Annotated in this window: 20 protein-coding genes and 1 riboswitch; of the genes, 12 read left to right on the forward strand and 8 right to left on the reverse strand. The window is 59.0% G+C overall.

Features of this window, described 5'->3' with window-relative positions:
- Window position 1 precedes the first annotated feature (1 nt).
- Window positions 2-1768, reverse strand: coding sequence for a DUF885 domain-containing protein (locus IIA05_07160; protein ID MCH9026877.1), 1767 nt, complete (start codon window positions 1766-1768; stop codon window positions 2-4).
- Between the two features lie 136 nt (window positions 1769-1904).
- A riboswitch (glycine riboswitch) is annotated at window positions 1905-1990 on the forward strand.
- 147 nt (window positions 1991-2137) lie between these two features.
- Between IIA05_07160 and gcvT the strand changes: the two genes are divergently transcribed.
- The 8 genes from gcvT to IIA05_07200 all read left to right on the forward strand — a co-directional run bounded on the left by gcvT (window position 2138) and on the right by IIA05_07200 (window position 11515).
- Window positions 2138-3220 carry a glycine cleavage system aminomethyltransferase GcvT gene (gene gcvT / locus IIA05_07165; GenBank protein ID MCH9026878.1) on the forward strand — a complete coding sequence of 361 codons (1083 nt, stop codon included), beginning with the start codon at window positions 2138-2140 and terminating at the stop codon, window positions 3218-3220.
- A 10-nt stretch (window positions 3221-3230) separates the two neighbouring features.
- The gene (gcvH, locus tag IIA05_07170) at window positions 3231-3623 is read left to right on the forward strand and encodes a glycine cleavage system protein GcvH (GenBank protein ID MCH9026879.1); all 393 of its coding nucleotides are present in this window, start codon (window positions 3231-3233) and stop codon (window positions 3621-3623) included.
- Window positions 3624-3641: 18 nt separating this feature from the next.
- Entirely contained in the window at window positions 3642-5015 is a 1374-nt protein-coding gene (gene gcvPA / locus IIA05_07175) for an aminomethyl-transferring glycine dehydrogenase subunit GcvPA (GenBank protein MCH9026880.1), read from the forward strand.
- A gap of 50 nt (window positions 5016-5065) precedes the next feature.
- Window positions 5066-5566 carry a thiol peroxidase gene (gene tpx / locus IIA05_07180; GenBank protein ID MCH9026881.1) on the forward strand — a complete coding sequence of 167 codons (501 nt, stop codon included), beginning with the start codon at window positions 5066-5068 and terminating at the stop codon, window positions 5564-5566.
- A gap of 18 nt (window positions 5567-5584) precedes the next feature.
- Entirely contained in the window at window positions 5585-7048 is a 1464-nt protein-coding gene (gene gcvPB, locus IIA05_07185) for an aminomethyl-transferring glycine dehydrogenase subunit GcvPB (protein ID MCH9026882.1), read from the forward strand.
- A 47-nt stretch (window positions 7049-7095) separates the two neighbouring features.
- Window positions 7096-9933, forward strand: coding sequence for a trypsin-like peptidase domain-containing protein (locus IIA05_07190; GenBank protein MCH9026883.1), 2838 nt, complete (start codon window positions 7096-7098; stop codon window positions 9931-9933).
- Window positions 9920-10864 carry a M23 family metallopeptidase gene (locus IIA05_07195; protein ID MCH9026884.1) on the forward strand — a complete coding sequence of 315 codons (945 nt, stop codon included), beginning with the start codon at window positions 9920-9922 and terminating at the stop codon, window positions 10862-10864. Before IIA05_07190 ends, IIA05_07195 begins: the two co-directional genes overlap by 14 nt.
- A gap of 87 nt (window positions 10865-10951) precedes the next feature.
- On the forward strand, window positions 10952-11515 hold the full coding sequence (locus tag IIA05_07200) for a hypothetical protein (protein ID MCH9026885.1): 564 nt from the start codon (window positions 10952-10954) through the stop codon (window positions 11513-11515).
- On the opposite strand, the gene IIA05_07205 is transcribed toward IIA05_07200, so the two are convergent.
- Entirely contained in the window at window positions 11516-13564 is a 2049-nt protein-coding gene (locus tag IIA05_07205; protein ID MCH9026886.1) for a thioredoxin domain-containing protein, read from the reverse strand.
- A gap of 74 nt (window positions 13565-13638) precedes the next feature.
- On the opposite strand from IIA05_07205, the gene IIA05_07210 reads away from it, so the two are divergent.
- The 4 genes from IIA05_07210 (at window position 13639) to IIA05_07225 (ending at window position 17844) form a co-directional block, all read left to right on the forward strand.
- Window positions 13639-14427 carry a prolipoprotein diacylglyceryl transferase gene (locus IIA05_07210; protein ID MCH9026887.1) on the forward strand — a complete coding sequence of 263 codons (789 nt, stop codon included), beginning with the start codon at window positions 13639-13641 and terminating at the stop codon, window positions 14425-14427.
- Window positions 14427-15221, forward strand: a complete 795-nt coding sequence (thyA, locus tag IIA05_07215) for a thymidylate synthase (protein ID MCH9026888.1) — start codon at window positions 14427-14429, stop codon at window positions 15219-15221. Before IIA05_07210 ends, thyA begins: the two co-directional genes overlap by 1 nt.
- A 6-nt stretch (window positions 15222-15227) precedes the next feature.
- The gene (folA, locus tag IIA05_07220; protein MCH9026889.1) at window positions 15228-15734 is read left to right on the forward strand and encodes a type 3 dihydrofolate reductase; all 507 of its coding nucleotides are present in this window, start codon (window positions 15228-15230) and stop codon (window positions 15732-15734) included.
- Between the two features lie 334 nt (window positions 15735-16068).
- A complete protein-coding gene (locus IIA05_07225; protein ID MCH9026890.1) occupies window positions 16069-17844 on the forward strand; it encodes a S9 family peptidase in 1776 nt (591 codons plus the stop codon).
- A 15-nt stretch (window positions 17845-17859) separates the two neighbouring features.
- On the opposite strand, the gene IIA05_07230 is transcribed toward IIA05_07225, so the two are convergent.
- Genes IIA05_07230 through IIA05_07255 form a run of 6 tightly spaced genes read right to left on the reverse strand, consistent with a single transcriptional unit; the run spans window position 17860 to window position 23982 of the window.
- Window positions 17860-19221 (reverse strand): FAD-dependent monooxygenase, encoded by a 1362-nt coding sequence (locus tag IIA05_07230; GenBank protein ID MCH9026891.1) that lies wholly within the window; start codon window positions 19219-19221, stop codon window positions 17860-17862.
- Window positions 19218-20504: a kynureninase gene (kynU, locus tag IIA05_07235; protein ID MCH9026892.1), complete on the reverse strand. Its 1287-nt coding sequence runs from the start codon at window positions 20502-20504 to the stop codon at window positions 19218-19220. The genes IIA05_07230 and kynU overlap by 4 nt, the downstream gene beginning before the upstream one ends.
- Before the next feature lie 18 nt (window positions 20505-20522).
- The gene (locus IIA05_07240) at window positions 20523-21548 is read right to left on the reverse strand and encodes an amidohydrolase (protein MCH9026893.1); all 1026 of its coding nucleotides are present in this window, start codon (window positions 21546-21548) and stop codon (window positions 20523-20525) included.
- A gap of 16 nt (window positions 21549-21564) precedes the next feature.
- A complete protein-coding gene (locus IIA05_07245) occupies window positions 21565-22077 on the reverse strand; it encodes a 3-hydroxyanthranilate 3,4-dioxygenase (protein MCH9026894.1) in 513 nt (170 codons plus the stop codon).
- Window positions 22074-22508, reverse strand: a complete 435-nt coding sequence (locus IIA05_07250; protein ID MCH9026895.1) for a RidA family protein — start codon at window positions 22506-22508, stop codon at window positions 22074-22076. The genes IIA05_07245 and IIA05_07250 overlap by 4 nt, the downstream gene beginning before the upstream one ends.
- A gap of 25 nt (window positions 22509-22533) precedes the next feature.
- Complete coding sequence (locus IIA05_07255; protein ID MCH9026896.1) at window positions 22534-23982, reverse strand: aldehyde dehydrogenase; 1449 nt, start codon at window positions 23980-23982, stop codon at window positions 22534-22536.
- Window position 23983 lies beyond the last annotated feature (1 nt).

Consider the following 23983-nt stretch of genomic DNA (forward strand, 5'->3'; position numbering starts at 1 on the left):
TTCATTGCTTTAGCGAGTTTCGGCCAAAGCGGTTTTTCTCCGCCGTTATCCAGGCGTCGATCTGGCTTTCCAGCACATCGAGCGGTACCGCGCCCTTTTCGAGCACCGCGTTGTGGAAGCGCTTGATATCAAAATCTTCACCCAGCGCATCCTGGCTTTGCCGGCGCAGTTGTTTGATTTTCAGCTCGCCGATCTTGTAGGCCAGGGCCTGACCGGGCATGACGATATAGCGATCTATCTCGTTGACGATGTCGAACTCGGTTTTCGCCGCATTGTCCTTGAAAAAAGTTATCGCTTTTTGCCGGCTCCAATGCTTCGCATGCATGCCGGTATCGACGACCAGGCGTACGGCACGCCACATTTCATAGGTGAGCTGACCGAACTCGGAATAGGGGTCCGCGTACAGCCCAAGGTCTCCGCCCAGGCTTTCGCTGTACAGGCCCCAGCCCTCGATGAAGGCGGTAAATCCACTATAGCGCCTGAACGCGGGCAGCTCGCCCAACTCTTGCGCGAGCGCGATCTGGAGGTGATGGCCGGGTACCGCTTCGTGCACGCTCAATACTTCCATTTCGTATTTCGGCCGAACTTCCGGGCGGTACAGGTTGACAAAATATGTGCCCGGCCGGCTGCCATCGGCGGCCGGCCGCGAGTAATACGCGGTCGTGGTGTCAGGCGCGATCGCGGCAGGAATTGCTTTGACCACGTAAGGCGCTTTTGGCAACCGGCCAAACAACCGTGGCACCTCCGGATCGATCCGTTTGGTGATCGCAATGTACCCGGCCAGCAGTTCGTCCGAACTGTCATAGTAAAATTGCGGATCTGTGCGCAAAAATTTAAGAAAATCGTCAAAACTGCCGCTAAAATTCAAGTTCTTGATGATTTCCATCATTTTGCCGCGAATTCTGGCGACTTCCCGCAGGCCGATTTCATGGATTTCATCGGCGCTTAAGGATGTGGTTGTGTAGTGCTCGACCCGGAATTGGTAAAAGGCCTCGCCATCGGGCTGTGCATCTGCGCCGACCTGGTCGCGGGTCACGGGCAGGTAGTCATGGTCGATGAATTTAGCCAGGCGCTTGAAACTCGGCAGGACTGCGCGCGCGATCGCCTTGCGCGCCCGGGCTTTCAGCTTGCCCTGGCGGTGCTCGGATATGCTCTCGGGCATATCGTTGAAGGGTGCGAAAAACGAGCTGGCGAACGGATCGTCAACGAGCTGGGCGGTGATCTGCGCCGGTAAACGCTGCATGATGATGGTCGGGTGGACCCGGCCCTCCTTGATCCCCCGTCGCATCAGCTTGATGGTCTGGTCCATGTAAACATCAAAGGACTGCAGACGGGCTATCCAGTCTTCATAAGCCCTTGCATTATCGAATTTCAGGCGGTCGGCGAGCTGATCCGCGGTCTGGATACCGCCACGTTGATTTAACGGCAGCAGGAATTGTCTGAACCGGTAGGCTTTGACCTGGTCCTGCGTCTGGCGCATGAACAGGTCATAGTTGATCCGGTCCGTCTCAGACAGCGCCGAACGGTCGATCTGCCTGATCCTGGCCAGGTCGCGCCGGTCCTCGGCGTGAGAAACAGCGATGGCGCCGAGGCTGCGATCGGGCCATTGCCGGTTATAACGCAGATCGCCAAAGCTGGATGCGACGGTGGGGTTTTCGCGCAGCGTCCGTTCCCAGGATTCCGCAAACAATTGATGCAGATCGGAGCTTGCATCGGCTTTGACCCAGCCCGGCTGGCCGGCCAGCATGAAGGCAGCGGTGGCGATCATGAAAACTTTGCCTGCGATCACGTAAATCTCCTGTCCTGGTGCGCGGATGGCTATTCTCGCCGCTAGCGGATGCGATCGGCAAGTCCGGATCGATTACAATCGACGGGGCGATGGGCTATTATTCTCAGCCCGATTCAAAGTATCCGCTGGAGAGAACCCGACAGGGTCGCCGAAGGCGCAACTTGCCCGGAAACGCTCAGGCACACGGACAGTGGGTACGTATCGGCTCTGGAGAGCGGCCGCGATGCGGTCCACCGAAGGGGTGCGGCCAGGATTTTCCCGGCCCGATCTCTCAGGTCTAAGGACAGAGGGGCGGCAGATTTATGGTCTGCCGCCTTTTTTTATTGCCAGGGCTACGAGAGGAGTGGCATGCCAGACCAGACCCCATTATACGACGCACATGTCGCTCTCGGCGCCCGGATCGTCGATTTCGGCGGCTGGAACATGCCGGTCAATTATGGCTCGCAGATCGAAGAACACCACGCGGTGCGCAACGATGCGGGTATGTTCGACGTGTCGCACATGACGGTCGTCGATCTGCAAGGCGCGGCGGTGCGTCCTTTCCTGTCCCGGCTGTTGGCCAATGACGTCGGCAAATTACGCGAGCCGGGCAAGGCCCTGTATTCGTGCATGCTGAATCACGATGGTGGCGTGATCGACGACCTGATCGTGTATTACCTGGCCGAGGACTGGTTCCGGATGGTGGTCAACGCGGCTACCCGCGACAAAGACCTGGCCTGGATCATGGCACAGGCGTCCGCTGACGGGCCGACGGTCAGCGAGCGCGACGACCTGGCCATGATCGCGGTCCAGGGGCCAAACGCGCGGCAAAAAGCGGCGGGGGTGCTGCCACCGGAACAGGCGGCGGCGGCGCTGGCGCTGAAACCCTTCAGCGCAGCCGGGATCGGTGAGTTGTTTATCGCACGGACCGGTTATACCGGTGAGGACGGTTGGGAGATCATGCTGCCGGCGGCTGCCGCGGCCGAATTCTGGGGCAGGCTGAACCAGGCTGGCATCCATCCTTGTGGTCTGGGCGCCAGGGATACATTGCGTCTGGAAGCCGGCATGAACCTTTATGGAAACGACATGGACGAGAGTACGACACCTCTGGAATCTGCGTTGTCCTGGACGGTCGCGTTCGAGCCGCGAGACCGTGATTTTATCGGTCGCGCCGCGTTGGAAAAACAGCAAGCCGAAGGCGTGGACCGGAAGCTGGTTGGCCTGCTGCTCGAAGGCAGGGGGGTACTCCGGGCGCACCAGAAAGTCACTTGTGCCGCTGGCGAAGGCGAGACCACCAGCGGCAGTTTCTCGCCGACGCTTGGCGGTTCGATCGGCATGGCAAGAGTGCCGGCCGGGTGCGGCAGCGAATGCGAGGTCGAAATTCGCGGCAGAGTCTTGCCTGCGAAAGTCAGCAAAACCACCTTCGTGCGCAATGGCAAGGCAGTTGTATAAGGAGTACACGATGAGCAATGTACCTGCGGATCTCAAATACAGTAGCGACCACGAATGGGTGCGCGTGCAAGACGATGGTTCTGCCGTTATCGGCATCACCGATCACGCCCAGGACGCGCTCGGCGACCTGGTCTTTATCGAGGCGCCGGAGGCTGGCAGCGTCTTTGCCAGTGGCGACGCCTTCGGCGTCGTCGAGTCGGTGAAGGCTGCGTCCGATGTACTCAGCCCGTTCAGCGGCGAGGTGCTGGGAGTTAATTCCGCGCTGGACGATACGCCGGAATTGGTGAATACGGATCCTTACGGCGATGGCTGGTTGATCCGCATGCAGCCTGGCGACGCGACCGAGCTGGATGGGCTGATGGACGCGGCGGCCTATGAGCAGTTCCTGGAAAAAGAAGCATAAAGGGCGGCCGGAGCAAAGATGCCATTCATACCGCACACCGATGATGACGTCGGCAAAATGCTCGCTGTAATCGGCGTCGAGTCGGTTGAAGATCTTTTTGACGAGATTCCTGACGAGCTGCGGATAAAGTCGCTGGATCGCGTGCCCGAGGCCGTCAGCGAAATGGAAATTGCGCGCCTGATGCAGGATCGGGCACGGATGGATAGCGGCGCGCTGAATTTCATCGGCGCGGGCGCTTACGAACACCATGTGCCGGCGGCGGTCTGGGAGATCGCCACCCGCGGCGAGTTTTACACCTCATATACGCCGTATCAGGCCGAAGCCAGCCAGGGGACGCTGCAGCTTATTTACGAATACCAGACCATGATGACCGGCCTGACCGGCATGGAAGTCTCCAACGCTTCGTTATATGACGGCGCCTCTGCGCTGGCGGAAGCCTGCCTGATGGCGGTGCGCGCCAACCGTGCGTCAAAATCCCGTCGCATTCTGATCGCCGGCGCCTTGCACCCGATGTATCGGCAAGTCGCCGAGGCGATCTGTGCCGCTCAGGAAATCGAGTTCATCGGTCTGCCGTTTTGCAGCGAAGGCGGCCACGCCGTCTTGCAATCGCTGGACGAATACAGCGGCGAAGACCTGACCGCCGTGATCGTGCAACAACCGAATTTCTTTGGCGTGCTGGAGGAGGTCGACGCGATCTCCGACTGGGCCCGGGCGCAAAAGGCGCTGACCATCGCGGTCGTCAACCCGACTTCGCTGGCCTTGCTGACGCCGCCCGGTGAATGGGGCGCAAAGGGTGCGGATATAGTCTGCGGCGAGGGCCAGCCGTTGGGCATTCCGTTGTCATCGGGCGGGCCATATTTTGGTTTCCTGACGACGCGCCAGGCGCTGGTTCGCCAGATGCCGGGCCGCCTGGTGGGGCGCACCGTCGATCTCGATGGCAAGCGCGGATTTACGCTGACCTTGCAGGCCAGGGAACAGCACATAAGGCGTTCCAAGGCTACCTCGAACATCTGCACCAACCAGGGGCTGATGGTCACCGCCGCGACCATATACATGAGCTTGCTGGGTGCGGAAGGCCTGGCCAGGGTCGCCGGCGCTGCGCACCGAAGAACTGGCGAGCTCTGTGCTGCATTGTGCGAACTGCCAGGCGTGGAACGCGTATTCAACAGGCCGTTTTTTCATGAAGTGGTCATTCGCCTGGACCGCCCGGTCGCACCGCTGCTGGACATCCTTGCGGAACAGGGAGTTCTCGGCGGACTGGATTTGAGCGCGTCACACCCGCAGCTGGGCAATGCCTTGTTATTGTGCGCGACCGAAACGAAAAGCGAAGCGGACATCGTCCGCTACCGCGATTTACTCGCGGAAATTATCGACCAGGAGTGTGCCGCTTGATTAAAAAGCACGCAAACCTGGCGAGTGTCGGATATTTTAAGGAGAGAAAAATGGCAACAATTACATTGAAGGGCAACGAGATTCATACCGCTGGCGATTTTCCGGTGGTTGGCGGCAAGGGTCCGGATTTCCACCTGACCAACGGTGACTTGCAGGAAGTATCGGTAGCGGATTTTTCGGGTTCCAAGAAATTACTCAATATTTTCCCGAGCGTCGATACGCCGGTCTGCGCAATATCGACAAAGAAATTCAATGACTATGCGCGTGAGCACGAGGACACTGTCATGCTGATGATTTCGGCGGACCTGCCGTTCGCGCAGAAAAGATTTTGCAGCAATGAGGGTCTGGAAAATGTCGTGGTGCTTTCGACGATGCGCTCGCCGGATTTTGCCAGGAGCTATGGCGTCGAAATGATTGACGGCCCGCTCCGCGGGCTCACTGCGCGCGCTGTCGTGGTACTGGATGAGAACAACACGGTGCTGCATGCAGAGCTGGTCGCGGAAATCGCCCAGGAACCCGATTACGAAACGGCGTTGAAAGCGCTAGGCTGAGCAGAGGCAAACCGGGGTATGAGCGACAAACTGATTTTCGAACACTCACGCAGCGGCAGGCGGGCAAGCGCTCAGGCGCCCCTGAGCTCATCGGCAAATGATTTGCCGGAGAAGTTTCTTCGCCGGTCGCCGCCGCTGTTGCCCGAGGTGTCTGAATTGCAGACCGTGCGTCATTATACGCGCCTGTCGCAGAAAAACTTTTCCATCGATACCCACTTTTACCCGCTGGGCTCGTGCACGATGAAGTACAACCCGCGTGCCTGTAACCAGCTTGCGATGCTGCCGGGCTTTTTGTCGCGTCACCCGCTCGGTCCGGAATCCCACGGCCAGGGTTTCATGTCGTGCATGTATGAACTTCAGGAAATGCTGAAAGCGGTTACCGGGATGAAAGAAGTATCGCTGACGCCGATGGCGGGCGCACAGGGTGAGTTCGCCGGGGTCGCGATGATCCGCGCGTATCATCGCTCGCGGAACGACAAAGGTCGCAGCGAGATCCTGGTTCCCGACGCGGCGCACGGAACCAACCCAGCGACTGCGACCATGTGTGGTTACAGCTTGCGCGAAATACCCACCGGCAAGAACGGTGACGTCGATATCGAGGCGCTGAAAGCGGTGGTTGGACCGCAGACGGCCGGCATCATGCTGACCAACCCATCGACGGTCGGCGTGTTCGACCGAAGTATCCAGGAAATGTCGCGCATCGTTCATTCAGCGGGCGGCCTGCTGTACTACGACGGCGCCAATCTGAATGCCATCCTCGGCAAGGTTGCCCCGGGCGACATGGGGTTCGACGTGATCCACATGAACCTGCACAAGACCTTTTCCACGCCGCACGGTGGTGGCGGGCCCGGCTCGGGCGCGGTTGGCGTCGGCGACCGCCTGAAGGAATTCCTGCCGTTACCGGTGGTCGGAAAGGATGGTGACCGCTACCGTTGGCTCACGGAGCCAGATTTTCCACGAAGCATCGGTCGGCTGTCAGCCTTTATGGGAAATGCCGGCGTGCTGCTACGCGCTTACGTTTACATGCGTTTGCTGGGTCGCAATGGCATGCAACGAGTGTCGGAAAATGCCGCGCTTGGCGCCAACTACCTGATGAAAAAACTGCAGGACGCGGGTTTTGAACTGGCCTACCCGGAAAGACGTGCGAGCCATGAGTTTATCGTGACATTGAAGAAAGAAAAGAGTGAACTGGGCGTGACCGCAATGGATTTTGCGAAATGCCTGCTCGATCATGGTTACCATGCACCGACCACTTATTTTCCGTTGCTGGTGCCTGAATGTCTGTTGATCGAGCCGACCGAAAGCGAGGCAAAAGAAGATCTGGATGGCTTCGTTGCAGCCATGATTGCGATCCGCGAGCAGGCGAAAACCGACCCGGAAAAAGTGAAGGGCGCGCCTTATACCATGCCGGTCCGGCGTCTCGACGATGTGCGGGCGGCCCGCCAACTCGATTTGCGCTGGCAGCCAGGCGCAAAGCACTGAAGCCGGCGCAGGCGTCTGCGGGGCAGATGCGGATAAACAGGAGTTTCATGAGACACAGGCCTATAGTTGTGCTGACCCGGGTGTTGGCAGTATTCGTGCTGGCCGGCGCCGCGAACGCCCAGGACAGCGATCAGTGGAAAAATACGCTGGGCAAAGTCAGTAGTGGGATCGTGTCGATCCGCATTGACGGAACCCGGGCATTCGACACCGAATGGAACATGTCCAGCCAGGCCACCGGTTTCGTCGTGGACGCGAAACGCGGCCTGATCCTGACCAACCGCCACGTGGTGACCGCCGGACCGGTGACCGCCGAAGCGGTCTTTGCCAACAACGAAGAGGTCGAGCTAAAGCCGGTATACCGGGACCCGGTCCATGACTTCGGGTTTTATCGCTACGACCCGGATCAGCTCTCCTATATTCAGCCCCACCAGTTTTTGCTGGCGCCCGAGTACGCGCAAATCGGGCGGGAAATCCGGGTCGTCGGCAACGATGCGGGCGAGCAGCTTGCAATACTTGCCGGCACCATCGCGCGGCTGGATCGTGCCGCGCCCGATTATGGCCGTGGCAATTACAACGACTTCAATACCTTTTATATTCAGGCCGCCTCCAACACCTCCGGTGGCTCGTCGGGTTCCCCGGTGATCGACATCGATGGGCGGGTGGTTGCACTCAATGCTGGTGGCACCAGTTCCGCTGCCTCGAGCTTTTACCTGCCGCTGGATCGCGTGCAACGGGCGCTGGATCTTATCCGGGCCGGTGCCGCGGTTAGCCGCGGTACGCTACAAACAATTTTCTCGAGTAAGCCTTACGACGAGCTGCGTCGCCTCGGTCTAAGCCCGGATATCGAGGCCGAGGCCCGCCAGGAGTTCCCCGGCCGGACCGGCATGCTGGTCGTCCAGCAAGTCGTGCCGGGTGCGGGTACGGAGGTAGTCCTGCAACCCGGCGACATCCTGGTTCGCGTGAACGATGCGATGGTTACGGATTTTGTGACCCTAGAGGAAGTTCTTGATTCCAGCGTCGGCGAGCTGGTCAAATTATCGATCAGCCGTGGCAGCAAGGTGCTGACATCGAAGCTCGAGATTCAGAATCTTCACGACATCACCCCGGATCGATACATCGAATTTGGCGATGCGGTTATCCACGATCTTTCCTACCAGCAGGCGCGTCATTTCAATATGCCCCCGCGTGGTGTGTATATCGCGAATCCAGGCTATGTATTCGGTACCCAGGCGATACCCCGGGCGTCCGTGATTACAGAACTGGGTGGCACGCCGGTCAGCAATATAGACGAATTCGAGGCGGTGCTGAATGAGCTGGCGGATGGCGAGCGGGCCAGCATCCGCTTTATTACTTTCGAAGACCCGACCAATTCAACCTTGCGCGTGATGCGCATGGATCGGCGCTGGTTCCCGGCGCAGTATTGCATTCGCGATGACAAGCTGGGTGTGTGGCCCTGCCGTGACCTGGCAAGCGGCCCGCCGGCAAAGCCGCTGCAGCCGGCGAGTACCCGGATCGCCGGTAACGGCGACCCGCGTTCACGGCGGCTGGCGCCCTCGCTGGTCATGGTCAATTTCGATATGCCATACACAGTTTCCGGCGTCGCCGATCGCTTTTATCACGGCACCGGCCTGATCGTCGACACCGAACGGGGGCTGGTGGTCGTCGATCGCAATACCGTCCCGGTCGCGATGGGCGATGTCAGCCTGACTTTCGCCGGTAGCCTGGAAATACCGGGTCGCGTCCTCTTTATCCATCCGCTGCACAACTTCACCGTGGTTTCCTATGACCCTGCGTTGATTGGCGACACACCGGTCAAGGCGGCGCGTTTCAGCGAGCGGGAGGTGGCCGCGGGAGACCCGGTCTGGGCGGTGGGTCTCAAGGGCGATCACAAGCTGGCCGTGCAGGCCACCGAGGTCGCTTCGATCGATGCACTGGTTTTGCCGTTGTCGCGCACGATGCGTTTTACCGACAGCAACCTGGAAACGATTTCGGTGGTCAATCCGCCGAGCGAATTCGATGGCGTGCTGGCCAACCGCAAGGGCGAAGTGGTGGCCATGTGGTCGAGCTTTGCATATCAGGCGGGGCAGGAACTCGGCCAGCGAGCCGAGGGCGTATCCGCCGAGCTGATCCTCGAAACCGTGGAACTGGCACGCAGCCAGCGGCCGTTGCATTCGCTGGAAGTCCGGTTCAACCTGATACCGCTGGCCAGCGCACGCAAGCTCGGGCTGCCGGATGGTTGGGTATCGCGGCTGGAAGCGCATGACGGCAAGAGGCGGCAGGTACTCAGCGTCAGGCGTACGGTTGCGGAATCGGCGGCCTCGGAGCTACTGAAACCGGGTGATCTGTTGCTCACGGTCGATGGCCGGATGGTCAGCAGTTTTCGTGAAGTCGAGCGGATGGTTCGGCAATCGCGGGTCACCGTCGAAGTCTGGCGCGACAACGAACTGCTCGAACTTGAACTACAGACGGCGGCGTTGGACGGGCGCGGCCTCGACCGGGTCGTGATGTGGGCGGGCGCCTTGTTGCAGGCGCCGCACCGGGCCATGTCGGTACAACGGGGCATATCGCCGGATGGCATTTATGTCGCTTTTTTTGCCTATGGTTCCCCGGCGAACCGCTTTGGCCTTTGGGCCGGGCGCAGGATACTGGCGGTCGATGAAATCGAGACGCCGGACCTGGACAGTTTTATTGCCGTTGTCAGCGGCAAGAAAGATCGGGAAGCCGTGCGTCTGAAAACCGTGACCTGGAACAACCGCATCGAGGTCATTACGCTGAAACTGGATAACCGCTACTGGCCCGCATACGAGATCAACCGGACGGAACAGGGCTGGCGACGCAGCCCGTTACCCGCCACCGGCGAGGAGCACCAACATGCGGGTCGTTAATTTTCATCGCGCGCTCTGGCCATTGGCATTGCTGGTTTTGCTGGCGCCACTTTTGGCTGCGACCGAGTTGTACCGCTATAAGGACGAGCAGGGCAACTGGGTCTATTCGGATCGGCCGCCGCCCGGACGGCAGGACGTAATCAGCCAGGAAATGAGGGTCGAGCGCCCGCGGCCGACGATCCGGATGACCGATAGACGACGGGCCGGTGAAGTTGACCTGGTCGCGATCAATACTTTTGAGGTTCCGATCGAAGTGATCCTGCAGATCACCGAGGCTGACAACCTGAACCACAAGGTTGGCGACGTCATCCGTCATGTGGTCGCCGCGACGGCCGATGAAGTCGTCGCTACGGTTACCTCCGCTCAACCCGGTGGCTGGTCGTTTGCCTACCAAACCCGTTTCGTCATCGGTGACCCGCAGGCCAGGCACCGGCCGCCGGTACCGTATCGAGCGCCTTTTGCGGCTGCTTCCCAGTACCCGATCAGCCAGGCTTTTCCCGGGAAATTGTCCCATTTCGATGCCGCGAACCGGTATGCGGTCGATATTCAAATGCCGGTCGGCACGCCAATCTACGCAGCGCGTGGCGGCACGGTAATCGACCAGGCGACGCATTTTTTCGCCAACGGCACGGATCTGGAAAAAGACGGGCCCAGGGCCAACCTGGTGCGTATCGTTCACGACGATGGCAGCATCGCGGTCTATGCACACCTCAACTGGGACTCGATCCGGGTCCGCATCGGCGATGAAGTGGACGAAGGTGAGTACATCGCAGATTCGGGCAACACCGGTTTCAGCACCGGGCCTCATTTGCATTTCGATGTGCAGCTCAACCGCGAAATGGAACTGGTGTCGGTGCCGTTCCGGTTTCGCAACGAAAGGGGTGACGGCGAAGTACCCCGCGCCGGCCAGATGCTGCAGAACCTTCCCTGAACTGCCGGCGCCGCCGACAGCAAACGGCGAAATACTGAACTACACTAAGGCACGGCCAATAAAAAAAGATCAAAACGGAGGCCTCCGATGAAAGAGCTTTTGCTGGGTAGCGTGATCGCTGCGGTCGCGTTATTTTTCTGGGGTTTTGTCTATTGGGCCGTAAGCCCGCTTCCCTATACCGCGCTAAAAACAGTGGCCGACGAGCCGGCGGCGGGGCAGGCCCTGCTGGAACATTTTCCGCAATCGGGAACTTATTACTTGCCTGACCCGCAGAATCCGGATATCGACGAAATGAACGCGCTGCACCGGCAAGGCCCGGTCGCGATGGTCGATATCGATGTCGATGGCGCCGTACCCCAAAGCCCGATCATGATGCTGGCAGGCTTTGCGCACATGTTGATAACGACCCTGATGATAGCGCTGTTGATGAGGTTGACCGGCAACGCGCTGGCTACTTACGGCGACCGCGTGTTGTTCGTGTTTCTGGCCGGTGTGATCGTGGCTTTCTGGACGCGGATCTCGGGTGTCATCTGGTGGGGTCTGGGGCTCCCATGGCAAATGTATAACGCGATTTACGATGTCAGTTCCTGGCTGATTGCCGGGTTGATACTGGCGAAGTTTGTCGGGCCAAAACCAGCGCCGGCTCTTTGACTAGCCCTGGGCGATCGCTGCCAGCATTGCGTCCATCGTCGTCAGCGGTTCGCTGCACACATGGCCGGTGCAAAGATAAGCGATGGTGCCTGGCCCGGCCCGCTTATCGGCAAACGCATCCGCTAATTCCTCGTCGTCCCCGGTCAGCAGATAGACCTGCCTTTTTGGCGCATAAACCAAGGTGGCAGCTTTGCGCCAGCGGGCTGCATCCTCCGCTTCGCCCCGGATGACGATGGTCTCGCCGGGCTGCAAATGTTCCTCGAGGGCGTCCAGCATGGTCGCGTGGCCCGACGGGAATCGTTCAATCGCCGTCTTGCCGCTTTGCAGCGTATTTAGCGCCGCTTGCAGGAAACGGGGGTCCCCCAGCAGATAACCCAGGCGCTGCAGCGCGAACGCTGCGACGCCGTTGCCCGCGGGTATCGCCTCGTCGGCAAAGGTCTTTGGCCGGAACAACAGTTTCTCGTGCTGGTGGGCGGTGAAAAAGAACCCACCGCGATCGCGGTCTTCGAAATCGTCGACCAGTCGCCGGGCCAGCGCCAGGCAGAAGCTGAACAGTCGTGAATCCCAGCGAGTCTGCAACAATTCAAGCAGGCCATTGAGCAAGAAGGCGTAGTCGTCGAGGTAGGCGGGGAAGCGCGCTCGGCCATCTTTGTACACGGACAGCAAGCCGGCTTCGTCATCCCAGAGTTTCTCGCGCACGAAATTCGCGGCGCGCATGGCCGACTTCGCCAGTTCATCGCGGTCGAGCGCGCGAGCGGCGATTGCCAGGCCCTGGATCATCAGCCCGTTCCAGCTGCAGATGATTTTTTCGTCGCGCGCCGGCCGGGTTCTTTGCCCGCGCGCCTTCAGTAATTTCTTTCGTGCGTCGGCAAGCAAACCGGCGTCGTGCGAATGGCCCTGCTGCAGGTTCAAGTGCCAGCGGCTGTTTTCGAAATTGGGCGGCTGGTCCAGGCCATACGCGGTCTCGATCGCCAGGAATTCATCGTCATCCAGCAAGCCCTGTATTTCGCCGGGTGTCCAGGTGTAGAAAGCGCCCTCGGTTTTCTGGCCATCGCCGTCTTCGCTGTCGGCATCCAGCGTCGCGTAAAAACCGCCATCGGGCGATTGCATTTCGCGTATCGCCCAGTCCGCGGTTGCGCTGGCGATATCCCGGTAGTACGGGTCGGCGCTGGCCTGCCAGGCTTGTGCATACAGCGATAACAACTGGCCGTTGTCATAGAGCATTTTTTCGAAGTGTGGAATCGCCCAGTAAGCATCGACGCTGTATCTGAAAAACCCGCCCCCCAACTGGTCGTAGAGGCCGCCGCGGGCCATTTGCCCCAGCGTGTGGCTGACCATGTACAGCGCCTGCACATCCGGATTCGGGTCCTTGGCCGTGGCGCGCCAGTGGCGCAATAATCTCTGGCAGAAGCTTGGGTGCGGGAATTTCGGCGCCTGGCCAAAGCCGCCGTAGCGCCGGTCAAAATCCTGCTCCAGGGTTTGCCGCGCCTGCGCAAAAACCGTCGCCGCCGGCAGGTCTTCGCCCGGCGGCGCCTCGATCCGCGTCAGGACCTCCTGCAAGGATTCCGCTTGTTCGCGCAGGCCCTCGTGTTCCTTGCGATAAAACTCGTCGATGCGCATTAACACATCGGCAAACCCCGGCATGCCTTGGCGGGTGGTTGGCGGGAAGTAGGTGCCGGCGAAAAATGGCATCTGGTCTTTGGGGTCGAGGAATACGGTCAGCGGCCAGCCACCCGCCCGTTGCGCCAGGACCTGGTGTGCGGTCTGGTAAACGCGGTCGAGATCGGGTCGTTCCTCACGGTCCACCTTGATGTTCACGAACAGCCGGTTCATTTGTTCCGCGATCTGTGGGTTTTCAAAAGACTCGTGGGCCATGACATGGCACCAGTGACAGGCCGAGTAGCCGATCGAAAGCAGGATCGGCTTGTTTTCTTTCCTGGCTTTGGCCAGCGCTTCGTCGCCCCACGGGAACCAGTCCACCGGGTTGTCCGCATGTTGCAGCAGGTATGGACTGGTTTCGCCGCCCAGCTTGTTTTGCCCAGGTTTCATGATCTCTTTTCCATGTCGGTGCCTACCTTATCATCGCGAATCCCCGGGTCCATCCTTTGTTACACTTACACCCCATGTGGACTTATCCTGGTTTCGATCCCGTCGCCCTGTCCCTGGGCTCGCTCAAAATTCGCTGGTACGGCCTGATGTATTTGCTGGCGTTCGCGACCGCCTGGTGGCTGGCGCGGCGGCGGGCCAAAAGGCCGGACTCCGGCTGGACGCCGGTACAGGTCGATGACCTGATTTTCTATGGCGCCATGGGGATCATTCTCGGCGGCCGCATCGGTTACATGCTGTTCTACGGCGGCGCGCAAATCCTGGAAAATCCGCTGTCGATACTCAAGATCTGGGAAGGCGGCATGTCTTTCCACGGCGGTCTGCTCGGCGTAATCATCGCGCTGATGCTGTTTGCCCGGAAAAGCGGCCTTGGTTTCTGGCAAATCGGCGATTTTACCGCACCGCTGGTGCCGCTCGGGCTCGGCTTTGGCAGGATCGGCAATTTTATCAACGGCGAACTGTGGGGCGGGCCGGCCGACCCGAGCGCGCCCTGGGCGGTCATGGTCAACGGCCAGGCGCTGCACGCATCGCAACTCTACGAGGCTTTCCTGGAAGGATTCTTGTTGTTCGGCATCCTCTGGGTTTATACGGCAAAACCGCGGCCGCTGATGGCGGCCGGCGGCCTGTTTTTGCTGTTGTATGGCAGTTTCCGCGTCCTGATCGAGTTTGTGCGCGTGCCTGACGAGCACCTGGGGTACCTGGCTTTCGGTTGGGTCACGATGGGGCAGATTTTATCCCTGCCGATGATCATAGCGGGCGTCGCTATCGTCACAATTGCCTACACCCGCAACCGGGCGGCCGCCTGATGAAACAGTACCTGGATATGCTGCACCTGGTGCGCGACCACGGCGCGGTCAAGGATGATCGTACCGGTACCGGTACCCTCAGCATATTTGGCCACCAGATGCGCTTCGATCTTGGTGCTGGCTTCCCCCTGCTAACGACCAAGAAGCTGCACCTGAAATCGATCATTCATGAGTTGTTGTGGTTTTTGCAGGGTGACACCAATGTGGCTTACCTGAATAAACATGGTGTGAAAATCTGGGACGAGTGGGCCGATGACAACGGCGATCTCGGCCCGGTGTATGGCAGGCAATGGCGCTCCTGGCCCACGGCGGGCGGTGGCGAAACAGACCAGATCAGCAAAGTGGTCGAGCAAATAAAAAATGAGCCGGATTCAAGACGAATCATCGTTTGCGCGTGGAATGTCGGCGAGCTCGAGCAAATGGCCCTGTTGCCGTGCCATTGCCTGTTCCAGTTCCACGTCGCCGATGGCCGTCTGTCCTGCCAGCTCTACCAGCGCAGCGCCGATATTTTTCTCGGTGTGCCATTCAACATCGCCTCTTATGCCTTGCTGACGCACATGCTGGCTCAGCAATGCGATCTCGAACCGGGCGATTTCATCTGGACCGGTGGCGACTGCCACCTGTACAGCAATCATCTCGAACAGGCGGACCTGCAATTGACACGCGAGCCCTTGCCCCTGCCAAGGCTGAAAATCAAACGCAAGCCGGCCAGTATTTTTGACTATCGTTACGACGATTTCGAAATAGAGGGCTACCGCTATTACGAGCGTATTCCTGCAGCCATCGCTGTCTAGGCGATTATGAAAATCTCCCTGATACTGGCGATGGGCAGAAATCGAACGATCGGCCGCGACAACCAGTTGCCATGGCATTTACCCGCCGATCTCGCCCACTTCAAAACGACGACCCTGGGAAAACCCATCCTGATGGGGCGCAAAACCTGGGAGTCGATCGGCAAGGCGCTACCGGGTCGGCTGAATATCGTGCTGACCGGGCAAGCCGGTTACCAAGCCGATGGCGCAACCGTCGTCCACAGCATCGACGATGCGATTTCAATCTGCGGATCGGCGGACGAGCTGATGGTCATCGGCGGAGCCGGCGTGTACGAGGCGTTTCTGCCCAGGGCGCAGAAAATCTACCTGACCCTGATCGACGAAGATTTCGAAGGCGATACATTTTTCCCCGAGCTCGATGAGCAAAAGTGGCGCGAAGAAGCCCGCGAGGATCACCTGGCGGGTGACAAGAACCCACACGATTATTCTTTCCGGGTCCTGAGAAAAACGGCCGGCATTAATCCATATCCTTGACAAAGGCGCAGGTGAGCATTGCAAATGTTGACTCGCGGGCATCCAGTTGCCATGGTATTGGCTGGCTGTGGTTTGACCAGCCCATCTCCGGGCATTATCCGGATGGACTGGCAAAGGGTATCGCTCAGGGGGTGTAATGATCCGGTCAATTTTTCTGCCGCTTATTGCAATGATTGCAGGGTTGGTTGCCACGACCGGCATTGCGGACGCAAACACGATCGAAGATTTTTTCCGTAACAGGGAAATCAGCAACGTACAGTTGTCACCTGACGGAGCATACCTGGCCGCGCTTGTCAGAACGGAAAAAGATCCGGATGCGAAAAACCTCGTGGTAATGGACGTCGTCACCGGGAAATCGGAGGCCATTACCGGGTATAAAGTAGCAGATATTGTTTGGTATTACTGGGCCAGCAAGGACCGAATCATTTTCAGGCTCACCAGCGATAGTGATGAGCCATTCGTAAGATCGACTGGCAGGGGCGTTTTCAGTATCAGCCCAGATGGAAAAGATTTCAGACAGTTATACGGCTCGGGCGTCGCGCAAATCAAATATGAGCTCGGAGGACTTGACAGCTTGCCGAACGACGATGATCACATCCTCGTTCAACGGCGGGGCAATCGACCTGCGTTTCCCGACGTTTATCGGATGAACATAAAAAACGGAAAGCTCAAAAAGATCATTCGAAACAAAAACCATGTTTTTACTTGGATCACGGACAATAAAGGAGTCGTGCGTGCGGGTATATCCGCTGGTTCCGTGATCGAGGATCTGAACTACGAACTGATCTACAGATCAGACGCGAAAAGTCCCTGGAGAACTCTGCTCGAGTTTTATGACAGTGATACTTTTACGGTTTTCGGCTTTGATGAAACGAACAGCAAAATGTTTGTGGCCGCCCGCCTGGATGGTGGTCGCTACAAACTCTATGCGATGGATCCCGAGACCGGGCAACTGGGTAAACCGATCCTCGAAGATGCTGAGTACGATATTTACTACGAGTATTCAAACACTCCCCACCTGGTGACGACGGATGAGGGCAATCCTGTCTATTTCGAATACATGCGGGATCGCCCAAGACGAAAGTTTTTTGATGCGAAATGGCAAATGCGTCAAAAAACAATCGATCAGGCCTTGCCGGGGTTAGAGAATCGAATGGTGGGTTGGGACCGGGATGAAACGCGGTTCCTGATTTTTCGATACAGCGATCGCGACGAAGGGTCTTACTATTTGTATGACGAAAAAGAAAAGAGCATCAGGTTCCTGCTTGCGATCTCCCCGTGGCTGAACAGCGAGAATCTTGCCAGTACGAAACCATTTGAATATGAAGCGCGCGACGGCTTGAAACTGCACGGATATATCACCAGAAAGACGGGTGACTCAGAGGGACCCGCTGCGACCATAATACTGCCGCATGGCGGTCCCTGGGGCATCAGGGATCAGTGGGGTTTTGACAGGGAGGTCCAGTACCTGGCCAGCCTCGGATACACCGTGATCCAGCCCAATTTCCGCGGGTCCGGTGGCTATGGGTACGACTTCGAGGTTTCCTCTTACCGCCAGTGGGGTCTGCAAATGCAGGACGACTTGACGGATGCGACTTATTGGGCGATTGAAAACGACATCGCGGATCCACAGCGCATATGTATTTTTGGGGCGAGTTACGGGGGTTATGCCGCGCTGATGGGTGTGGCGAAGGAACCGGATCTGTATGCCTGCGCTATCGGTTATGTCGGTGTCTACGATCTCGAATTGAAAGTGCGGGGGCTTACTCGCGGACGCAGATTAAAAGGTTACGGACGTATCAAAACATGGGGCAAGGAAGCATTTGGTGATTATAAGAAGGATGTCGAACGATTGAGAAGTACATCGCCTGTTTACCTGGCTTCAGAAATCAAAGTGCCCGTATTCATTGTAATAGGGGACAATGATCGTGTTGTTTCGGCTATCCATGGCTATAACATGATCAGTCAGTTAAAACGCTACAAAAAAGACTATCGGTTTATGATACGGAGGACGGAAGGCCATGGCTTTTTTGCGGAACAAAACGTGATCGATCTTTATTCTGCGGTCGGCGATTTCCTTGGCGCCAATCTTGATAACGATGGGCAATAGGCCGGATTGGCTCCTTCACTCCATACGCTCCAGTTTCTCCGATATCAGCTTTCCCGCATGCTCAAAATCCACTTCGTCCAGCGAAGTCTTGCCGGCGGTCAACTCACGCAGGATCCTTGTTTGAATTTCGCCGCGGCGTTTGGCTTCGGCGTAAGGTATTTCATGATGGAACATGACCATCGAGTAGCGCGGTACGAACCGGTCCGCGTATTTGTTTTCCAGTTCGAACGACAGTTTTTTCTGTAGCAGGAAAATCGGATCGGTCACGCTGTCGCGCATCTCCAGGTAGTTTTCCAGCGCCATGTCGGCAATCGCATCGCAATTGGGTTTGCGTTGCTTGCTAAACGCGGCGAACGCATCGCCCCAGTCGTCGTTGCACTGGTCGAGTATGCGGTCCAGCTCCAGACAATCTTCGAAGGCGCAATTCATGCCCTGGCCATGGAAGGGCACCACGGCGTGCGCGGCGTCGCCGAGCAGCAGGATTTTGTCCTTGTAGTGGTAGGGGTAGCTTCGGATCGTGCCGAGTTCTCCGGCCGGGTTGGCGAAGAAATCCTTTTCCAGGTCCGGCAACAACTCAACGGCGTCGGGAAAATGCGCCTGGAAAAAAGCGCTGACTTCCTCACGCCCATCGAGTTCGACAAAGCTGATTGGTCCTTCGCTCGGCAAAAACAGCGTTACCGTGAAGTCGCCACCGGGATTGGGCAGCGCGATCAGCATGAACCCGCCGCGGGGCCAGATGTGCAAAGAATTTCCATCGATCCGGTGTTTGCCGTTCTCATCCGCCGGTATGCGCAGCTCCTTGTACGCGTGTGGCAGTATTTCCTCGTGCGAATCGTAGCCGGTGTAAGCCGACATCGTGCGCCGGACGATGGAACCGCCGCCATCGGTCGCCATCACCCGATCGGCCGCCACCCGAACGATGCTGTCGTCATGCGACCTTTTGAATTCCATTTCGCAGCTCTCTGGCTGAAGCGCATGCAAGCGGTGATCGAAATGAAATTCGACGCCGTGGTCTTGCTCGGCCAGGTCCATCAGCCGCTTGTTCAGTTCGCCGCGCGATACCGAGTAAATGACCTCGCTCTCTTTTTGCCCGTACGGTTGCAGTATCTGGCTGCCATCGTGGTTGTGAATCATGCGCCCGCGCATGGTGATCAATTGGTTTTCAATCAGGGACAGTGCACCCGCTTCGCGTAGCGCGTTGATGCCGCGTTCGGCGAGCGCCAGGTTGATGGAACGACCTGCCGGTATATCCCGTTTGCGCATATCGGCGCGCAATTCATAGACTGCAACCTTGTGCCCCCGTCTTGCCATGTAAATCGAGAGCAACGGGCCGGCCAGACCGGCGCCTACAATGACCAGTTCCTTGCGCTCGCTCATTGCAGGCATGCTTCCAGGCGTTCGACGAATAGCCAGACATCTTCGTGGCTGTTGTAAAGGGGAACCGGCGCGGCACGGATCACATCGGGTTCGCGCCAGTCGCAGATAACATCTTTTGCGGCCAGCGCATCGAAAACCTCGCGCCGGCTCTCTCGGTCGTTGCGCTTACCGGTCAGGCGAATGGAAAGCTGGCAGCCTCTTTGCCGCGGATCATCCGGCGTCAGAATCTCCAGCCGGCTGCCGAGGCGTTCGTGCAACAGTCTTGCCATCAACGCGGTCAGCGACAGGGACTTCTCGCGCAACCTCCCCATACCGGCTTCGTGGAATATTTCCAGCGAGGCGAGTACGGGCGCCAGCGCCAGTATCGGCGGGTTGGACAATTGCCAGCCCTCTGCGCCGGTCATCGGCTTGAATTCCGGCCCCATCTCGAAACGCGATTCCTGGTCGTGACCCCACCAGCCGGCAAAACGCGGCAATTCCCGGTCGCTGGCATGTCGTTCGTGGACAAAACAGCCGGCGACCGAGCCGGGCCCGCTGTTGAGATACTTGTAGCTGCACCAGGCGGCGAAATCGACGCCCCAGTCGTGTAATTGGCAGGGTATATTGCCGGCCGCGTGGGCCAGGTCGAACGCCGCCAGGCAGCCCTTCTTGTGCGCCGCTTCGGTGATCGCCGCCATCTCAAAAACCTGGCCGGTGTAATACTGCACGCCGGGCAATAGGATCAGCGCGATCTGCTCGCCTTGTTCGTCGATGATGCGCAGCAGGTCATCATCGCGAACGGTGTACTCGCCGTCGCGGGGCGCGATTTCCAGCAGGTCCGTGGCCGGGTCCAGCCCGTGAAACAACACCTGCGATTCCACGGCGTGACGGTCGGAGGGGAAAGCGCCTTTCTCGATCAACAATTTGCGGCGTTCGCCCTGCGGCCGGTAAAAACTGACCATCATCAGGTGCAGGTTGACGGTCAGGCTGTTCATGTTGACCACTTCGGATGGCAGCGCGCCGACGAGCTCGGCCGTGTACTCGGTCAGGAAACGGTGATACGGCATCCACGGATGCCGCGAGCGGAAATGGCCCCCGACGCCCAGCCGTTGCCAGTCATCCAGTTCGTCGGCGACAACTTGCGCCGTGGTCTTTGGCTGCAGGCCCAGCGAATGCCCGCAGAAATAAATCTGCGGTTTGCCGTCTTTGCCCGGCGGCAAGTGGAACCGGTCGCGAAATGCCGCGAGCGGATCGTCGGCATCCAGTTTCCTCGCGTCATCGACGGTGAAAGACTGCTTTTCCATTGGCGGCTGTGCCTTAGGTTATTGTTTTCCGGCGGCTTGCAGGAATTGTTTCTGGTCCAGGTTGAGCCAGCGCAGTGCGGTGCCATGCAGCAGCCTCGCCGCGGTTTTTTCGTCGAGGCCCATCGATTCGATCATGCTGCCGGGCACGTGCTCGCCAAGCGGGAACGGGTAATCGCTGCCGAGCGCTATTTGCTCGGCGCCCATCAGCTTGATCATATAGCGCAGCATCTCGGGATCGTGCACCAGCGAATCGATAAAAAACCGGTCGATGTACGAGCGCGGGTTGATGTCGTTATCGACCGCGACCAGGTCCGGTCGTACATTGAAGCCGTGCTCGATGCGGCCAAGCGTCGCCGGGAAAGCGCCGCCGCCGTGGGCAAAGGCGACCCGCAGGCGGGGCAGCCTTTCGAAAACGCCGCCGAAAATCATCGAGCAGATGGACAGCGAAGTTTCCGCGGGCATGCCGACCAGCCACGGCAGCCAGTACTTGGACATGCGTTCCCGGCCGAGCATCTCCCAGGGATGGACGAAAATCGCGGAGCCCAGTTCCTGGGCTGCCTCGAAGATCGGGAACAGCCGCGGGTCGTCGAGGTTCCAGCCGTTGATGTGGGTGCCGATTTCAATCCCGGCCAGCCCCAGTTCTTTCACGCAGCGCTCCATTTCACCGATCGCCAGGTCGCAATTTTGCATCGGCACGGTACCCAGGCCGATGAAACGCGCCGGGTTGCCGGCAACCACGCCGGCGATGTGATCGTTCAGCAGGCGGGACAGGTCGAGGGTGTCTTTTGGCCGCGCCCAATAGCTGAACATGACCGGAACCGTGGACAGTACCTGCACATCGACGCCATGCTCGTCACACTCGGACAGCCGCTGCTCTGCACTCCAGCAGTTCGACTCGATGTTGCGAAACGGCTTGCCTTCCAGCAGCATGCGCGCACACCCGGGGCCATGGTGTTCGAGCTGCACAAAGCCACCGTAGCCATACCGTTCCTTCAGGTCAGGCCAGTTCTCCGGCAGCACGTGGGTGTGTATATCGATCTTCAGCATAGTCGCCGGGGCGTCATGGCTTTTGCATAACCGTGCCGCATTGATCGCAGGTACGGTTTTTTTCGTTCGACCAGAAGCGGTCGAATACGGGCGTGAGCTGCGTCTCGATATTGCTCACGTGCAGGTATTCTTCGTATAACTTGTGGTTGCATTTCTCGCAAAACCACATGAAACCGTCCTTTTCTTCCCTGTGGCGCTGGCGTTCGATGACCAGCCCGATCGTGTTTGCAAAGCGCTGCGGCGAATGCGGCATGCGTGCCGGGAGCAGGAAAATTTCACCCTCGCGAATCGGGATATCCACGGGTTGCCCGACCTGCATGGTTTTCAGCACCATGTCGCCTTCGAGCTGGTAGAAAAACTCCTCGCTTTCGTCGAAATGGTAATCTTTGCGGCTGTTGGGTCCGCCGACGACCATGATGATGAACTCACTGTCGCTAAACACCTGTTTGTTGCAAACCGGCGGTTGCAGAACCTCGCGATGCTCGTCTATCCATTGCTTGAAATTGAAAGCGGAAAGCTGGCTCATGCTGGTCCTCCGTGGTTACCCGTGGTGGCGATGCATTTTAGTTCAATGGCGATCGGCGTGGGCAGGCGGTTGATTTCGACCGTCGTGCGGCAGGGCTGATTGTCGCTGAAATACTCGGCGTAGACCCGGTTGAAGGTTTCAAAATCCCGATCCATGTCGGTCAGAAAGACCGTGACGTCGACCAGATCGCCCCAACCCAGGCCAGCCGCTTCGAGCACGCTACGGACATTGGCAAAAACCGCGTGGCACTGGGCGGCCATATCGTATTCGAGGATTTCACCATTGCCGTCGAGCACCAAGCCGGGTATTTCGTCGGTTACCGGGTTGCGCGGACCCAGACCAGATAAAAACAGCAAATCGCCCACCTTGCGCGCGTGCGGGTAGGCGCCGACCGGTTTTGGCGCCCCGCTGGCTCTGACGACATCGCTCATTGCATTATCCTTTGGCCCATTTTCCCTAGCGATACTTGATGCAGACGTTGCGCGGCTCGGTGAAAAAGCGCATCGCCTCCAGACCGCCTTCGCGGCCGACCCCTGAGTTCTTGACGCCGCCCATCGGCGTGCGCAGATCTCTCATCATCCAGGTATTGATCCAGATCAGCCCGGCTTGCAGTTGTTCCGCCATGCGGTGGCAGCGCCCGATGTCGCCGCTCCACACCGACGCAGCCAGGCCGTATCGCGTACCGTTGGCGATGCTCAGCGCCTGCGCCTCATCCGCGAACGGGATCAGGCTGACCACCGGGCCAAAGATTTCTTCCTGGTTACAGTCGCTTTCCGCCGCCATGCCGTCGATAACCGTCGGCTCGATGAACCAGCCGTCGCGGCACCGTTCCGCATCCGGTTCGATCGCGCCGCCGCCGGTCAGGATCTTGCCGCCCGCCTGGCGGGCTTTTTCCACGCACTCGAGGATCTTGTCGCGGTGGGCCAGCGAGACGACCGCACCTTGCTCGGTGTCTTCGTTTAGCGGGTCGCCGATTCGCAGCGCGCCGACACGGGCCACGAACTCGTCGCGAAATTTTTCATAGACCGATGATTCGACCAGCACGCGAGAACCGCACAGGCAAATCTGCCCCTGGTTGCTATACCCGGCCCGCACCACGCCAGCCATCATCGACTCCCAGTCGGCGTCGGCAAATACGATGCTGGGATTCTTGCCGCCCAGTTCCAGCGATAGCTTGCGGAACTCCGGGGCCACCGCACTAGCGATGGATGCGCCGGTCGCCGTGCCGCCGGTAAACGAAATCGCGCTGATACCCGCGTGCTCGACGATGGCCCGGCCGATGCCGGGGCCATTGCCGTGGAGGATGTTCAGAACGCCTGGCGGCAGGCCGGCTTCCTGGCACAGGCGGCTGAACAGCCAGGCCGTGACCGGCGTAATCTCGGATGGCTTGGCGATGACGCAATTGCCGGCAGCCAGCGCCGGCGCGATTTTCCAGGTCAGCAGGTACAGCGGCAGGTTCCAGGGCGAGATGCAGGCCACCACGCCCAGAGGCAGGCGCAGTGTGTAATTGATCGCGCCCGCTTCCATGTAATGCGATTCGCTGGCGAACTGGCTGGCCGCATCGGCAAAAAAGTGCAGGTTCCGCGCTGCCCTGGGAATATCGACCTTGCGGGTCACCGCGATCGGCTTGCCGGTGTCGATCGATTCGGCCAGCGCCAGCGGCTCGCACATTGCCTCAATTTTTTGCGCCAGGCGGCGCAGCATCCGGCCCCGGTCCTCCGCCGGCGTCTGGCTCCACGCGGGGAACGCCGATTGCGCGGCGGCAACGGCGAGTTCAAGATCCTCGTCGCCGGAGTCGTTGAGTTGCCCATAGGTCGTCGCGGTCGCCGGTTCGATGACATCCAGCCAGCGTCCGGTGGTCGAAGCCAGCAGATCGCCATTGATGTAATTGAGAATTTTTTCCATC

The organism is Pseudomonadota bacterium (genome assembly GCA_022572885.1).
GTDB lineage: Bacteria > Pseudomonadota > Gammaproteobacteria > Steroidobacterales > MnTg04 > MnTg04.

Excerpts from the sequence above, each read along its gene's own strand:
- IIA05_07160 (MCH9026877.1), bottom strand. The coding sequence starts at position 1,768 with ATGATCGCCACCGCTGCCTTCATGCTGGCCGGCCAGCCGGGCTGGGTC.
- gcvPA (MCH9026880.1), top strand. The coding sequence starts at position 3,642 with ATGCCATTCATACCGCACACCGATGATGACGTCGGCAAAATGCTCGCT.
- IIA05_07195 (MCH9026884.1), top strand. The coding sequence starts at position 9,920 with ATGCGGGTCGTTAATTTTCATCGCGCGCTCTGGCCATTGGCATTGCTG.
- IIA05_07205 (MCH9026886.1), bottom strand. The coding sequence starts at position 13,564 with ATGAAACCTGGGCAAAACAAGCTGGGCGGCGAAACCAGTCCATACCTG.
- IIA05_07255 (MCH9026896.1), bottom strand. The coding sequence starts at position 23,982 with ATGGAAAAAATTCTCAATTACATCAATGGCGATCTGCTGGCTTCGACC.
- IIA05_07245 (MCH9026894.1), bottom strand. The coding sequence starts at position 22,077 with ATGAGCCAGCTTTCCGCTTTCAATTTCAAGCAATGGATAGACGAGCAT.
- IIA05_07190 (MCH9026883.1), top strand. The coding sequence starts at position 7,096 with ATGAGACACAGGCCTATAGTTGTGCTGACCCGGGTGTTGGCAGTATTC.
- IIA05_07230 (MCH9026891.1), bottom strand. The coding sequence starts at position 19,221 with ATGAGCGAGCGCAAGGAACTGGTCATTGTAGGCGCCGGTCTGGCCGGC.
- IIA05_07225 (MCH9026890.1), top strand. The coding sequence starts at position 16,069 with ATGGACGTCGTCACCGGGAAATCGGAGGCCATTACCGGGTATAAAGTA.
- gcvH (MCH9026879.1), top strand. The coding sequence starts at position 3,231 with ATGAGCAATGTACCTGCGGATCTCAAATACAGTAGCGACCACGAATGG.
- thyA (MCH9026888.1), top strand. The coding sequence starts at position 14,427 with ATGAAACAGTACCTGGATATGCTGCACCTGGTGCGCGACCACGGCGCG.
- IIA05_07250 (MCH9026895.1), bottom strand. The coding sequence starts at position 22,508 with ATGAGCGATGTCGTCAGAGCCAGCGGGGCGCCAAAACCGGTCGGCGCC.
- kynU (MCH9026892.1), bottom strand. The coding sequence starts at position 20,504 with ATGGAAAAGCAGTCTTTCACCGTCGATGACGCGAGGAAACTGGATGCC.
- IIA05_07210 (MCH9026887.1), top strand. The coding sequence starts at position 13,639 with ATGTGGACTTATCCTGGTTTCGATCCCGTCGCCCTGTCCCTGGGCTCG.
- folA (MCH9026889.1), top strand. The coding sequence starts at position 15,228 with ATGAAAATCTCCCTGATACTGGCGATGGGCAGAAATCGAACGATCGGC.
- IIA05_07200 (MCH9026885.1), top strand. The coding sequence starts at position 10,952 with ATGAAAGAGCTTTTGCTGGGTAGCGTGATCGCTGCGGTCGCGTTATTT.
- gcvPB (MCH9026882.1), top strand. The coding sequence starts at position 5,585 with ATGAGCGACAAACTGATTTTCGAACACTCACGCAGCGGCAGGCGGGCA.
- gcvT (MCH9026878.1), top strand. The coding sequence starts at position 2,138 with ATGCCAGACCAGACCCCATTATACGACGCACATGTCGCTCTCGGCGCC.
- tpx (MCH9026881.1), top strand. The coding sequence starts at position 5,066 with ATGGCAACAATTACATTGAAGGGCAACGAGATTCATACCGCTGGCGAT.